9 protein-coding genes are annotated in these 14,786 nt (G+C 70.8%); 7 read left to right on the top strand and 2 right to left on the bottom strand.

The window, feature by feature from the left end; genetic code table 11:
* The first annotated feature begins 493 nt into the window (after window positions 1–493).
* The 7 genes from Cs7R123_RS14275 to Cs7R123_RS14245 all read left to right on the top strand — a co-directional run bounded on the left by Cs7R123_RS14275 (window position 494) and on the right by Cs7R123_RS14245 (window position 11,907).
* Window positions 494–1,684 carry an ROK family transcriptional regulator gene (locus Cs7R123_RS14275; RefSeq protein WP_212826798.1) on the top strand — a complete coding sequence of 397 codons (1,191 nt, stop codon included), beginning with the start codon at window positions 494–496 and terminating at the stop codon, window positions 1,682–1,684.
* Window positions 1,685–1,727: 43 nt separating this feature from the next.
* The gene (locus tag Cs7R123_RS14270; protein ID WP_212826796.1) at window positions 1,728–3,305 is read left to right on the top strand and encodes a sugar ABC transporter ATP-binding protein; all 1,578 of its coding nucleotides are present in this window, start codon (window positions 1,728–1,730) and stop codon (window positions 3,303–3,305) included.
* Window positions 3,302–4,342, top strand: a complete 1,041-nt coding sequence (locus tag Cs7R123_RS14265; RefSeq protein ID WP_212826794.1) for an ABC transporter permease — start codon at window positions 3,302–3,304, stop codon at window positions 4,340–4,342. The genes Cs7R123_RS14270 and Cs7R123_RS14265 overlap by 4 nt, the downstream gene beginning before the upstream one ends.
* Window positions 4,343–4,437: 95 nt before the next feature.
* Entirely contained in the window at window positions 4,438–5,493 is a 1,056-nt protein-coding gene (locus Cs7R123_RS14260) for a substrate-binding domain-containing protein (RefSeq protein ID WP_212826792.1), read from the top strand.
* A 39-nt stretch (window positions 5,494–5,532) separates the two neighbouring features.
* Entirely contained in the window at window positions 5,533–6,723 is a 1,191-nt protein-coding gene (locus tag Cs7R123_RS14255) for a Gfo/Idh/MocA family protein (protein ID WP_212826790.1), read from the top strand.
* Between the two features lie 103 nt (window positions 6,724–6,826).
* On the top strand, window positions 6,827–7,831 hold the full coding sequence (locus Cs7R123_RS14250) for a sugar phosphate isomerase/epimerase (RefSeq protein ID WP_212826788.1): 1,005 nt from the start codon (window positions 6,827–6,829) through the stop codon (window positions 7,829–7,831).
* 140 nt (window positions 7,832–7,971) lie between these two features.
* Window positions 7,972–11,907, top strand: a complete 3,936-nt coding sequence (locus Cs7R123_RS14245) for a ThuA domain-containing protein (RefSeq protein ID WP_212826786.1) — start codon at window positions 7,972–7,974, stop codon at window positions 11,905–11,907.
* Between the two features lie 703 nt (window positions 11,908–12,610).
* On the opposite strand, the gene Cs7R123_RS14240 is transcribed toward Cs7R123_RS14245, so the two are convergent.
* Window positions 12,611–13,573, bottom strand: a complete 963-nt coding sequence (locus Cs7R123_RS14240) for a phytoene/squalene synthase family protein (RefSeq protein WP_212826784.1) — start codon at window positions 13,571–13,573, stop codon at window positions 12,611–12,613.
* Window positions 13,574–13,811: 238 nt separating this feature from the next.
* Entirely contained in the window at window positions 13,812–14,558 is a 747-nt protein-coding gene (locus Cs7R123_RS14235) for a M23 family metallopeptidase (protein WP_212826782.1), read from the bottom strand.
* Window positions 14,559–14,786: the final 228 nt, after the last annotated feature.

Here is a 14,786-nt window from a genome sequence, read left to right as displayed (position 1 = left end):
GGCCGCGCTTTCTGGCGATGATCGCTGGTTGCGGTCGGATTCCGTCGTCTACGCGAAGCCTTTGACCGGAAACGGTGATCTTGCGAGCGAGATCGCTGTTTGCGGGCGATAGGGGCGGGCGGAGGGCGGGCGGAGGGGGCGACTTTCGGGGTGGGGGCCGGGTTTTCGGCTGGGCGGGGGCGGCCTGCCGTCAAAACCATGGGGCGGTGCACGGCTTCGGACCGCAGCCGCCGATCTTCGCGGGAGCCGGGCACTTTCCTGCCCGCACGGGCCCTGCGGCGCTCCTGCGCGCATTCCCGCAGGCCAAGACCCCGCAACTGAGCGACCTCCGTCACCATTGAAGATCAACGTTCTGGTAGACCCTCTCGAACTTCTGAATGATCAAACAAAAGTTCCGAAGAAACGGCAAGAAGCTATGGACGGAGTCGTCGAAAGCTCGTAACCTGTGCGACACAACACATTCGCGGTGTCCGAACAGGTGAAAGGTGGCCGGATGAGCCTCGCCCGTGCGCTCTGGGATCCGCTGCACGTACGTGTGCTGCGGCTGCTGCGCGACGAGGGTGCGCTGTCCCGCGCCGAGCTGGCCGACCGCCTCGACATCCCGCGCCCGCGCCTGCTGGCCGAGCTGGACCGGCTCGTCGCCGGGGGCCAGGTCGCCGAGGCGGGCCCGGCCGAGTCGCGCGGCGGGCGCCGCTCCACCCTGGTCGAGCTGAACCCGGGCATGCGCTTCGCGGGGGTCGACCTCGGCGCCACCTCGATCGACGTCGAGGTGACCAACGGGCGGCTGGAGCCGGTGGCCCACTACAGCGAGTCGGCTGACATCCGCAGCGGGCCGAAGGTGATCCTCCAGCGGGTCAACGAGCTGCTGGCCAAGGCCAAGGTGGAGGGTGCGTTCACGCACCTGGACGGCATCGGCATCGGCGTGCCCGGCCCGGTCAGCTTCCGCGACGGCGTGCCCGTCTCGCCGCCGATAATGCCCGGCTGGGACCGCTATCCCGTGCGTGAGCTGCTCACGCGCGAGCACGGGTGCCCGGCCGTGGTGGACAACGACGTGAACATCATGGCGGTGGGGGAGCGGCACGGCGGCGTGGCCCACTCCGTCGACAACTACCTGTTCCTGAAGATCGGCACCGGCATCGGCTGCGGCATCTTCCTGTCCGGCGAGGTCTACCGGGGCACCGACGGGTGCGCGGGCGACATCGGCCACATCCAGGTCGACGCCAACGGGCCGGTCTGCACCTGCGGCAACATCGGCTGCCTGGAGGCCGTGTTCAGCGGCGCCGCGCTGGCCCGCGAGGCCACCGCCGCAGCCCGCTCCGGCACCTCCCCGGCGCTGGCCGAGCGGCTGGCCCAGCACGGCGTGGTCACCGCGACGGACGTCGCGGTGGGTGCCATCGAGGGTGACGTCACCTGCGTGCAGCTCATCCGCGACGGCGGCCGCCGGGTCGGCATGGTGCTGGCCGGGCTGGTCAGCTTCGTCAACCCGTCGATGATCGTCATCGGTGGCGGCCTGGCGCAGCTCGGGCACATCATGCTCGCGGAGATCCGCAGCGTGGTGTACCGGCGCTCGCTGCCGCTGGCCACCGGGAACCTGCCGCTGGTGCTGTCGGAGCTGGGCCCGCGCGCCGGTGTCGCCGGTGCCGCGGTGCTGGCCAGCGAGATCGCCTTCGAGCAGGCGTCATGAACATCCGGACCGGGGCCGCACGGCGGCCGAGCGAGGAGCGGGCATGAGCGAGTTGCTGATGGACGCCCCGGCCGCGGGCGCGCAGGCGTCCGGCGAGGTCGTGCTGCGGCTGTCCGGTGTGGTCAAGACCTTCCCCGGCGTACGGGCCCTGGACGGTGTCGAGCTGGAGGTGCGCGCCGGCGAGGTGCACTGCCTGCTGGGGCAGAACGGTGCGGGCAAGTCCACCCTGATCAAGGTGCTGGCCGGGGTGCACCGCCCCGACGAGGGCCAGGTCGAGTGGCTGGGCGAGCCGGTGTCGTTCGGCAGCCCGCAGGCCGCCATGAAGGCCGGCATCGCCACCATCTACCAGGAGCTCGACCTCGTCGACTACCTGTCGGTGGCCGAGAACGTCTACCTCGGACACGAGCCGCGCAACTTCGGCTTCGTGCAGAAGGCAACGGCGGCCCGGCAGACCCGGGAGCTGCTGGAACGGCTCGGGCACGGGGAGATCCCGGCGCACCGGCTGGTCCACTCGCTGCCCGCCGCGGGCAAGCAGATCGTCAGCATGGCCCGCGCCCTGTCGCACGAGGCCAAGCTGATCATCATGGACGAGCCGAGCGCGGTGCTGGCCCACGACGAGGTCGGCAACCTGTTCCGGATCATCCGCGAGCTGACCGCGCAGGGCATCGCCGTGGTCTACATCTCGCACCGGCTGGAGGAGATCCGCGAGATCGGCGACCGGGTCACCGTGCTCAAGGACGGGCGCACCTCCGCGGTGAACCTGCCCGCCCGCAGCACCCCGACCCGCGACCTGGTCAGCCGGATGACCGGCCGCTCCATCGAATACGTCTTCCCGCCCCGCGCCCAGCAGGTGCCCGGCGAGAAGCTGCTGGAGGTGCGCGGTCTGGGCCGTGCGGGCGAGTTCGCCGAGATCGATCTCGACGTGCACGCCGGGGAGATCGTGGGCATCGCGGGCCTGGTCGGCTCGGGACGCTCGGAACTGCTGGAGACGGTGTTCGGGGCGCGTACGCCCGATGCCGGATCGGTGGTCGTGGACGGCCGCCGGCTGCCGCCCGGCAACGTGGCCGCGGCGGTGCGGGCCGGTCTGGGCATGGCGCCCGAGGAGCGCAAGAGCCAGGCGCTGCTGCTGGGCGAGCCGATCTACCGCAACATGACGCTGACGACGTTCAGCGGGTTCGCCACGGTCGGGTTCACCGACGCCGGGCGCGAGCAGGCCGAGGCGATGAAGATCGCCGACCTGCTGGAGCTGCGCCCGCGCGACGTGCGCCGGGCCGTGCGCACCCTGTCCGGCGGCAACCAGCAGAAGGTGGTGGTCGGGCGCTGGCTGCTCGGCGGCACCCGGCTGCTGCTGCTGGACGAGCCGACCCGGGGCGTCGACGTGGGCGCGCGGGCGGAGCTGTACCAGGTGATCCGGCGGCTGGCCGACCAGGGTGTCGGCGTGCTGCTGGTCTCCAGCGAGGTGCCCGAGGTGCTCGGGTTGTCCGACCGGGTGCTGGTGATGCGGGAGGGCCGGGTCGTGCACACGGCTCCCGCCGAGGGCCTGGCTGAGGAAGACGTTCTCGATCTCGTGATGGCGGGCTCGCTCACCGCCACCGACGAACGCGCTGAGGAGCTGTCGTGAGCTGGTGGAGAGATGAGGCCCGGGAGCCGCTGCGGCGCAACCTCGGGCTGGTCGGAGTGCTGCTGGCGCTGTTCGCCATCGGCGCGTTCATCCGGCCTGAGCTGTACGGCGACCCCAAGTGGGTCGTCAACAACCTACTTGTGATCATGACTCAGGCCGCGGCCGTCGGCGTGGTGGCCATCGGCATGACGTTCGTGATCATCGGGGGCGGCATCGACCTGTCCGTGGGTGCGCTGATCGCCCTGTGCGGGGTGTGGGCCACGACCTACGCGACGCAGAGCTACGGCACCCTCGGCATGATCTTCACGGCGCTGGCCGTCGGGATCGGCGCGGGCGCGGTCAACGGCCTGCTCGTGGCGTACGGCAAACTCGTGCCCTTCATCGCCACCCTGGCCATGCTGGTCGCCGCCCGGGGCCTGGCCGCGAACATCTCCGGCAAGCAGACGCAGATCTCCAACGACGTCTTCATCAACAGCATCGCGACCACCCGCATCCTGGGCATCCCGATGCTGGTCATCATCCTGCTGCTGGTGGCGGCCCTGGGCTGGGTGCTGCTCAACCGCACCACCTTCGGCCGGCGCACCGTGGCCGTCGGCGGCAACCCCGAGGCGGCGCGCCTGGCCGGCATCAACGTCCGCCGGCACACCCTGGCCCTGTACGCGCTGTCCGGCCTGTGCGCCGGCATCGCCGCCATCATGCTCACCTCGCTCGCCACCTCGGCCCAGGCGGCAGCCGCCGACCTGTACGAGCTCGACGCGATCGCCGCGGCCATCATCGGCGGCACCCTGCTCTCCGGCGGGCGCGGCACCATCGTCGGCTCGCTGCTCGGCGTGATCGTGTTCTCCACGATCACCAACCTGTTCGCCATCGCGAACCTGCCCACCGAGGTCCAGAACATGGTCAAGGGCGCGATCATCGTGACCGCCGTCCTGATCCAGCAGTTGCGGTTCGCCTCCGTCACCCAGTTCGCCCGCAGACACGGCTTGACCCGTGCGGGCGCGCCGCCCGAGGCGGCCGTGGCAACACCCGCTCCATAGCGCATCACTCCGCTCACCCTGCTCCACCTGGGGCGACTGTCGCGTGCGACAGCCGCTTGACCGAACACACCCTCGTGACGACCAGGAGGTCGTAAATGACCAAGCAGAATCCCGACGTGTCCCGCCGCCGCCTGTTCCTCGGCGCGGGCGCGGTCGGCGCCGGTGCCCTTCTCGCGGCCTGCACCAGCAACGAGGCCCCGCCCTCGGCGGCGCAGACCAAGGGCGCCGACACCGCCAACCCCAACGCCGCCGCCGGCAAGGCCGTGACCATCGGTTTCTCCGCCCCGGCCGCCGACCACGGCTGGATCGCCGCGATCACCAACAACGCCAAGGCGCAGGCCAAGGCGTACTCGGACGTGACGTTCAAGCAGGTCGAGGCGGGTAAGGACGCGGCCGCCCAGCGCGCCGCGCTCGACACCCTGATCGCCGAGAAGCCCGACGTGATCGTGCTGCTGCCGCACGACGGCAAGGAGCTCAACGCGTTCGGTCTCAAGGCCATGGAGGCGGGCATCCCGGTCGTCAACCTGGACCGCGCCTTCCCGGACGCGCTGGCGTACCGGCTCCAGATCAAGGGCGACAACTACGGCATGGGCGTCGCCGCCGGCCACTACATCGGCAAGGCGCTCAAGGCCAAGGGCGTGGCCAGCCCCATCATCGGCGAGATCGCCGGCATGGACGAGCTGGAGCTGACCCAGGAGCGCAGCCACGGCTTCGCGGCGGCGCTGAAGACCTACGGCTTCACCGTCGCCAACCGGCGCGCGGCCCGGTTCACCGCCGACTCCGGCCAGGCCGAGGCGGCGAACATGCTGCAGGCGCTGCCGAAGATCGACGCGATCTGGAACCACGACGACGACCAGGGCATCGGTGTGCTGGCCGCGACCAAGGCGGCCAACCGCAGCGAGTTCTTCATGGTCGGCGGCGCCGGCTCGCTGAAGGCGATCCAGGACATCGCCGCCGACAACACCGTGCTCAAGGCGACGGTCACCTACAGCCCGTCCATGGCGTCGTCGGCGATCTCGCTGGCCCGCCTGCTGGGCCAGGGCCGCGGCATGGCCGACCTGGTCGAGCTCGCGGTGCCGAAGGAGATCATCCTTGCCTCGGAGACGATCACCAAGGAGAACGCGAGCTCGTACCTCAAGCTCGGCTTCTGATCGACGCTCGGTCACTGAACGGAGAAGGAGCCCCACCCCGTGTCCACTTCAGACAGAGAACTGCGGATCGGCATGGTCGGTTACGCCTTCATGGGCGCCGCGCACTCACAGGCGTGGCGCACCGTGAACCGCGTCTTCGACCTGCCGCTGCGGGTCCGGATGGCGGCGGTGTGCGGCCGCGACCAGGAGAAGGTCGCCGAAGCCGCCGCCCGCCTGGGCTGGGACGAGCACGTCACCGACTGGCGCGAGCTGATCGCGCGGGACGACATCGACGTGATCGACGTCTGCACCCCGGGCGACAGCCACGCCGAGATCGCGATCGCCGCCCTCGCCGCCGGTAAGCACGTGCTGTGCGAGAAGCCTCTCGCCAACACGGTGGCCGAGGCGCGGGCGATGGTCGCGGCCGCGGAAGCGGCGCGGGCGCAGGGCGTACGCACCATCTGCGGGTTCAACTACCGCCGGGTTCCGGCGGTCACGCTGATGCGGCAGATGGTCGAGGCCGGACGGCTCGGCACGATCCGGCACGTACGCGCCGCCTACCTTCAGGACTGGATCATCGATCCGCAGTTCCCGCTGGTGTGGCGGTTGCAGCGGGAGCGGGCCGGGTCGGGTGCGCTGGGCGACATCGGTGCGCACATCATCGACCTCACCCAGTTCGTCACGGGTCAGCAGGTCACCGGGGTCAGTGCGGTGACCGAGACCTTCATCACCGAGCGGCCGCTGCCGGGAGAGGCCAGCGGGCTGGCCGGCACCTCGACCGGCGGCGCGCTCGGGAAGGTGACCGTCGACGACGCCGCGATCTTCACCGCGCGGCTGTCGGGCGGGGCCATCGCGACGTACGAGGCGAGCCGCTTCGCGACCGGGCGCAAGAACGCGCTGCGGGTCGAGATCAACGGCTCGCGGGGGTCGCTGGTGTTCGACCTGGAACGGCTCAACGAGCTGGAGTTCTACGACGGCGACCGGCCCGCGGCCGAGCAGGGTTTCAACCGCATCCTGGTCACCGAACCGGAGCACCCGTACCTGTCGGCGTGGTGGCCGCCCGGCCACATCATCGGGTACGAGCACAGCTTCACCCACCAGATGCGCGACTTCGTCCAGGCCATCGCCGACGGCACCGACCCGGCCCCGTCGTTCACCGACGCGCTGGGCGTGCAGCTGGTGCTGGACGCGGTGCAGCGCTCCGCCGACGCGGGTTCCTCCTGGACCCCGGTGGAACCGCTCGGCGCATAGACGTGGCGGGGCCCGGCCGGACGCCGACCGGCCGGGTCCCGTCACCCCATCTACGTAGCACGTCAACGCACCCCCCTTCGTCCCGGGAAACGGAGCACGACCGATGCCACGACCCATCACCCTGTTCACCGGCCAGTGGGCGGACCTGCCGTTCGAGGAGGTCTGCCGACTGGCGTCGGAGTGGGGTTACGACGGACTGGAGATCGCCTGCTGGGGCGACCACTTCGAGGTCGACAAGGCCCTGTCCGACGAGACCTACGTCCAGCGCAAGCGCGACCAGCTCGACAAGTACGGCCTGAGCGTCTACGCGATCTCCAACCACCTCGCGGGCCAGGCGGTCTGCGACAACCCGATCGACGAGCGGCACAAGGGCATCCTGCCCGCGCGGATCTGGGGCGACGGCTCGCCGGAGGGCGTCCGGCAGCGCGCCGCCCAGGAGATGGCCGACACGGCCCGCGCCGCGGCCAAGCTCGGCGTGAACACGGTGGTGGGCTTCACCGGTTCCCCGATCTGGCACTACGTGGCGATGTTCCCTCCGGTCCCGGCGTCCATGGTGGACGCGGGCTACGCGGAGTTCGCCGACCGCTGGAACCCCATCCTCGACGTGTACGACTCCGTCGGCGTGCGCTTCGCGCACGAGGTGCACCCCAGCGAGATCGCCTACGACTACCACACCACCAAGCGCACCCTGGAGGCCATCGGCCACCGTCCCGCGTTCGGGCTGAACTGGGACCCCTCGCACATGGTGTGGCAGGGCTGCGACCCGGTCGGGTTCATCCTCGACTTCGCCGACCGGATCTACCACGTGGACTGCAAGGACACCAAGGTGCGCATGGGCGACGGCCGCCGCGGCATCCTGTCCTCGCACCTGCCCTGGGCCGACCTGCGCCGGGGCTGGGACTTCGTCTCCACCGGCCACGGCGACGTGCCGTGGGAGGACTGCTTCCGCGCGCTGAACTCGATCGGCTACGACGGCCCCATCTCGATCGAATGGGAGGACGCCGGCATGGACCGGCTCGTCGGGGCGCCGCAGGCGCTCGGCTTCGTACGCAATCTGCTCTTCGATCCGCCCACCGCCTCCTTCGACGCGGCTTTCAGCTCCGAATGAGACGCGGCGGGCTCCACTGACTCTCACGCGCGCCGGCGAGCGCGTGAGCAACACCCCCGCCGCGTTCCGCGGCGGGGGCTGTGACATGGGGACGTGCATCGGCGCACGCCCTTTCCTCTCCCACGGGAAGGACCCTGTCCATGCTCACCTACCGTCCTCCGGGATGGCGCCGGCTCCTCAGCGTCCTCGCGACCGCCGCACTGGTGGTGGCGGGCACCGCGTACTCGGCCACTCCGGCCAGCGCGGCACCCGACTTCACCGTCCTGATCTTCTCCAAGACCGCCGGGTTCCGGCACGACTCCATCCCCGCCGGCATCACGGCGATCCAGCAGCTCGGCACCGCGAACAACTTCGCCGTCGAGGCGACCGAGGACGCGGCCCAGTTCAACGACGCGAACCTGGCCCGGTTCAAGGCCGTGATCTGGCTGTCCACCACCGGTGACGTGCTCGACGCCACGCAGCAGGCGGCGTTCGAGCGCTACATCCGGGCCGGTGGCGGCTACGTCGGCGTGCACGCCGCGTCCGACACCGAGTACACCTGGCCCTGGTACGGCAACCTGGTCGGCGCGTATTTCAGCAACCACCCCGCCCCGGCCAACGCCACCGTGAAGGTGGCCGACCACGTCCACCCGTCGACGGTGAGCCTGCCGGAGAAGTGGAACCGGTTCGACGAGTGGTACTCGTACCAGACCAACGTGCGGGGCAAGGCGCACGTGCTGGCGACCCTCGACGAGACCACCTACGCGGGCGGCTCGATGGGCATCGACCACCCGATCGCCTGGTGCCAGAACTACGACGGCGGCCGGGCCTGGTACACCGGCGGCGGCCACACCATCGAGAGCTACAGCGAGGCGAACTTCCGGGCGCACCTGCTCGGCGGCATCCGCACCGCGGCCGGGGCGGTGACCGCCGACTGCGGCGCCACCGTCAGCAGCAACTTCTCGCAGGTGACCCTGGCCAAGGGCGCGGCCGAGACCGGCGAGCCGATGGGCCTGACCGTGCTGCCCAACCGGGGTGTGCTGCACACCTCGCGCGAGGGCGTGGTCCGCTACACCGACGTCGACGGCAACACCAAGGTCGCGCTGACGCTGCCGGTGTACAGCCACGACGAGGAGGGGATGCAGAGCATCAAGGCAGACCCCGCCTTCGCCACCAACCGCTGGGTGTACGTCTACTACGCCCCGCCGCTGTCCACCCCGGCCGGTGACGCGCCCTCGACCGGCACCGCGGCCGACTTCGCACCGTGGAACGGGGTGAACCGGCTGGCCCGGTTCACGGTCCGGGCCGACTACACGATCGATCCGGCCTCGCAGGTGACCGTGCTGGACGTGCCGACCAGCCGGGGCCTGTGCTGCCACGTCGGCGGCGACATGGACTTCGACGCCGCGGGCAACCTGTACCTGTCCACCGGTGACGACTCGAACCCGTTCGACTCGGCGGGCTTCGCGCCGCTGGACGAGCGGCCGGACCGCAACCCGGCCTACGACGCGCAGCGGACCGCGGCCAACAGCAACGACCTGCGCGGCAAGGTGCTGCGCATCAAGCCGAGCGCCGCGGGCGGCTACACCATCCCGGCCGGCAACATGTTCGCGCCGGGCACCGCGAAGACCCGTCCCGAGGTCTACGCGATGGGCTTCCGCAACCCGTTCCGGATGAGCGTGGACAAGGGCACCGGCATCGTCTACCTCGGCGACTACGGGCCGGACGCGGGCACGGCCGACCCGAACCGGGGCCCGGCCGCGCAGGTGGAGATCTCCCGGATCACCGGTCCGGGGTTCTACGGCTGGCCGTACTGCTCCAGCTTCGGTGACGCGTACAACGAGTGGGTGTTCCCGAACGGGCCGTCGCTGGGCAAGTACAACTGCGCGGGCGGGCCGACCAACAACTCGCCCAACAACACCGGCCTCACCACGCTGCCCCCGCTGACCCCGGCCTGGGTGCCGTACAACGGCGGCAGCCCGGCCGACATGGGCGGCGGCGGCATGGCGCCGATGGGCGGGCCGGTCTACCGGTACGACCCGAACAACACCTCCCCGGTGGCGTTCCCGGCGTACTACAACGGCACCTACTTCCACGGTGAGTTCGGCGCTCGCTGGATCAAGAACTTCGTGATCGGCGCCGACGGCAAGTACCTGAAGATCAACCCGTTCCCGTGGACCGGCACCCAGGTCATGGACATGGAGTTCGGCCCCGACGGCGCGCTCTACGTGCTGGACTACGGCACCGGCTGGTTCGGCGGCGACGCCAACTCGGCGCTCTACCGCATCGAGTACGCGCGCCTGGGCCGCCCGCCGGTGGCCGTGGCGACGCCGAGCCGGACCTCCGGCAGCGCCCCGCTGACGGTCAACTTCTCCTCGGCGGGCACCTACGACCCCGACGGCGATCCGTTCACCTACGCCTGGGACTTCGACACCAACGGCACGGTGGACTCGACCGCGGCCAACCCGAGTTTCACGTACACCACCAACGGCCAGCGCACCGCGACGCTGACGGTGAAGGACGGCACGGGCAAGACCGGCAACGCCAGCGTCATCATCACCGTCGGCAACAACGCGCCGACCGTGACGCTGACCCTGCCCGCCAACGGCCAGGTGTTCAGCTTCGGCGACCTGGTGAACTACCAGGTGACCGTCACCGATCCCGAGGACGGGACCATCGACTGCAACCGGGTCAAGGTCAGCTACATCCTCGGCCACGACACCCACGGACACCCCATCACCAGCAAGAACGGGTGTACGGGGTCGATCCAGACCACGCAGGACGGTGAGCACGACACCGCGGCCAACATCTTCGGGGTGTTCGACGCGGAGTACACCGACAACGGCGCCAACGGCCAGCCCGCGCTGACCACGCACGCCACCAACGTCGCCCAGCCGCGCACGCGGCAGGCCGAGCACTTCGGCGCCAGCCAGGGCGTGCAGCTCAGCGCCGGTGCCGGGGCCAACGGCGGGGCGGCGGTCGGATACATCGAGAACGGGGACTGGATCTCGTTCACGCCGTACAACCTGACCGGGGTCACCACGGTCTCGGCCCGGGTCGCCTCGGCCGGGGTCGGCGGCACCATCGAGTTCCACACCGGCTCGGCCACCGGCCCGCTGGCCGGCACGGTCACGGTCGCGCCGACCGGCGGCTGGACCACCTGGGTCACCGTCAACGGCACGATCACCCCGTCCACCACCTCGGGCCAGCTCTACCTGGTGTTCAAGGGGGCCGCGGGCTCGCTGTTCGACATCGACGAGTTCACCTTCGGGCCGGGCGGCACCACCCCGCCGGACCCGGGCGGCGACCTCGCCCGCAACCGCCCCGCCTTCGCCTCCAGCACCGAGAACGCGGGCACGCCCGCCTCGGCGGCGGTCGACGGCTCCGGCACGACCCGCTGGGCCAGTGCCTTCGCCGACCCCCAGTGGATCTACGTGGACCTGGGCTCGACCAAGACCATCAACCAGGTCAAGCTGACCTGGGAGGCGGCGTACGGTTCGGCGTACCAGGTGCAGACGTCCAACGACGCCGCCACCTGGACCACGATCAAGTCGGTGACCGGCGGTGACGGCGGGGTCGACGACCTCACCGGCCTGTCCGGCTCCGGCCGGTACGTCCGGATCAACGGCACCACCCGGGCCACGGCCTGGGGCTACTCACTGTGGTCGTTCGAGGTCTACGGCGGCGGCTCCACCCCGCCCACCTCGACGAACGTGGCACTGAACAAGCCGGTCACGGTGTCCAGCGCCGAGAACGCCGGCACGCCCGGCAGCGCGGCGGTCGACGGCGCCACCACCGGCGGCCGCTGGTCGAGCGCGTTCAGCGACCCGCAGTGGCTCCAGATCGACCTGGGTTCGACCATGCCGATCAGCCGGGTACGGCTGTTCTGGGAGGCGGCGTACGGCTCGGCGTACCAGGTGCAGACGTCCAACGACGGCACCACCTGGACCACGATCAAGTCGGTGACCGGCGGCGACGGCGGCACCGACGACCTGACCGGCCTGTCCGGCTCCGGCCGGTACGTCCGCATCAACGGCACCACCCGCGCCACCGCCTGGGGCTACAGCCTCTTCGAGGTGGAGGTCTACTCCCCGTAACCCCCGCTGTGAAGTTGTGAAGTAAGGAAGGGCACCTTCTTATCGCTCTGCGCATAAGAAGGTGCCCTTCTCGACGCCCCGACAAGCGCGGGGCGGAGCCAGGACGCCCACGGCGCGATAGCCCCGATCCCCGCGATGGCCTCGATCCCCGCGATGGCGCCGATCCCCGCGATAGCCCCGACCCCTGAGGGGTGCCGGTGATCTCGATCGGAAGATCGGCGTCTTCGGTCAAAAGCTGTGGTCGGGGGCCACGTTTCGACCGCAACGAGCGATCTTCGCCGAAGATCGGCGTCTGCGGGCGGGAAGCGGCTGCTCGCGGACCGCTGGGCCGCAACCCGCAGCGCTTCCAATAGACGTTGGCCTATTACATCGACTGAATGGAGATCATCTTCGATGTAATAGGCCAACGTCTATCAAAAACGGGTGCGCGCAGGCGGCGTGGGCATGCACGGGGTGCGCGGGCAGTGCGGGGTTCGCGGGGCGCGGGCAGTGCGGGGCGCGGGCAGTGCGGGGTGCGCCGGGTGCGGGGGCAGTGCGGGGGTGCGCAGAGTGCGCCGGGTGCGGGGGCAGTGCGGGGGTGCGCAGAGTGTGCCGGGTGCGGGGGCAGTGCGGGGGGCGCGGGGTGCGCAGAGTGCGGGGCAGTGCGGGGTTGCGCAGGGTGTGCCGGGTGTGCCGGGGGTGGGGGCGGGCGGGGTGGGGTGGGTCAGGGGAGGAGGGTTCGGGCTAGGAGGGTTCGGGCTAGGAGGGTGGCGCGGCGGTGGGCGGGGACGACGGCGCGGCGGACGAAGACGTCGTGGTCGGCGCGCTCGATCTCGTCGAGGATCGCGCCGTAGACGGCGTACGCGGCGCGCACGCAGGTGCGGGACGCCCCGGGGAGCAGGTCCAGGCCCGGTGCGGCGGCGGCGTAGTGGGCGCGGGCGCGCTCGACCCCGTACCCGATCAATGCCCTGACGGGCGCACCGGCCCGCCGCCGGGCCGCCGCCTCGCAGAGGTCCGCCTCGCCCACCCCGAACCGGGCCAGATCCTCCTGTGGCAGGTAGATCCGGCCGCGAGCCAGGTCCTCGGCGACGTCGCGCAGAAAGTTGGTGAGCTGGAACGCCAGCCCCAGCTGTCGGGCCGGCTCGCGGGCCGCACCCGGGTCGGCGGGGCCGAGCACCGGCAGCATCAGCGTCCCGATCACCGCCGCCGAACCCTCCATGTACGACAGCAGCGCCGCGTAGTCGGCATACCGCCCGATGGTCAGATCCATCGCCATGCTGTCGAAGAACGCCGCGAAGTCGGCCGGGTCGAGCTCGAACACGGCGGCCGTGTGCAGCACCGCGGGCAGGATCGGGTCGTCGACGGGTTCGCCGCGCAGCCCGGCGTCGAACCGGTCGGCGAAGTCGCGCAGGCGGCGGGCCCGCTCGGCGGTGGACATCGGCCCGGTGCCTTCAGCGAGGTCACCACCGGTGCCGTCGCCGGTGCCGTCGCCGAGGTCGTCGACGATGTCGTCGGCGTGGCGGGCGAAGCCGTAGAGAGCGTGCACGTGCGGGCGCTTCCAGGCCGGCAGCAGCCGGGTGGCCAGGTAGTAGCTGCGGCCGTGGCGGCGGTGCAGATCGCGGCAGCGGGCGTACGCCCCGGCGAGCGCCCCGGGTACGGCGGCAGCCGTCACCGCCGTCGCCGTCATCCGTGCACCCTCCCCGCCTGGCCCCGCCGCATCCTACCGACCGCCCCCTCCTGACCTGCGCACACGTGACAGCCGTCTCGCCGCGGGGTGCGCCCGCGACGAGACGGCTGCAGTTTCGGGGAAAGTGCTGTCATCGCGCCCGCTTTTCGCGCAGTTTCCCCGAAACTGCACGAAACGGAGGAGGCGGTGGCGCTGGGTGGCGCTGGGTGGTGCGGTGGTGCGGTGTGGGAGGGGCGGGCTAGCAGCGCGGCACGCCGGGGATGAAGCCGTCGTAGCCGGTGTAGACGTAGGCGTCGGAGACGAAGCGGCCGGTGCCGATGCGGTCCCAGATGTTGCTGGTGCCGTACGTGCCGGTCACGGTGGTGCCGGTGGTCTGGCAGAAGATGTCGATCGAGGCGCCGTCGGCGACGGTGCCGACCGAGCTGTAGCCGGTGCCCGGCCCGGAGCGGACCGTCAGCGGCGAGCCCGCGGTGTTGACGGTGCCGTCGGCGGCGCCGCCGGAGCAGCCGTTGTCGCTCTTGTACGTCTTGCTGCCCCAGTACAGCGCCTGCACGCCGTTGAACTTCACCTTGATGTCGCTGCCGTTGAGGCGCTGCTCGTAGTGCAGGTGCGGGCCGGTGGAGTTGCCGGTCGTGCCGAGGTACCCGATGACGGTGCCGTACTTGACGGTCTGGCCCACCGACACGTTGAACCCGTTGAGGTGCGCGTAGTAGGTGGTGTATCCGCTGCCGTGGTTGATGCGCACGTACTTGCCGTAGCTGGTGTTGCCCAGGTTGGTCACCACGTCGACGGTGCCGGGCGCGCTGGCCACGACCGGGTCGCCCAGGTCGTCGGTGCGGTTGAAGTCCACGGCGTTGGCCGGGCTGTGGTCGGACCGGGTCTGGCCGGTCCAGGACTGGTTGCAGGGGAAGGGGACCTTGAACGTCGGCGCGGCCATGGCGGGCGAGGCCGGTACGGCCAGTGCCGCCGCCGCGGCCAGGACCATAACAGCCAGCCGGATGCGGTTACGGTGCACGGGAGAGAGCTCCTCACGGTCGGGGTTGGATACCGGGGGTCGCGTGCTGCGCGGGGTGCGCACAGCGTCACCCTCCGCGCTCCAGACCGCCTCCAGAACGACTACAGCCGTTCAGCCCGCGAGTCTGGTCCGAACAGTCGGCCGCGCGTAGGCTCACTGGCAGCGATCATCGACGCTTCGGTCAAGGGCTCCTGGGGT

It is taken from the genome of Catellatospora sp. TT07R-123 (assembly GCF_018327705.1).
GTDB lineage: Bacteria > Actinomycetota > Actinomycetes > Mycobacteriales > Micromonosporaceae > Catellatospora.
The sequence above is the reverse complement of the archived record's forward strand: the minus strand, read 5'-3'. Positions and strand labels throughout refer to the sequence as shown.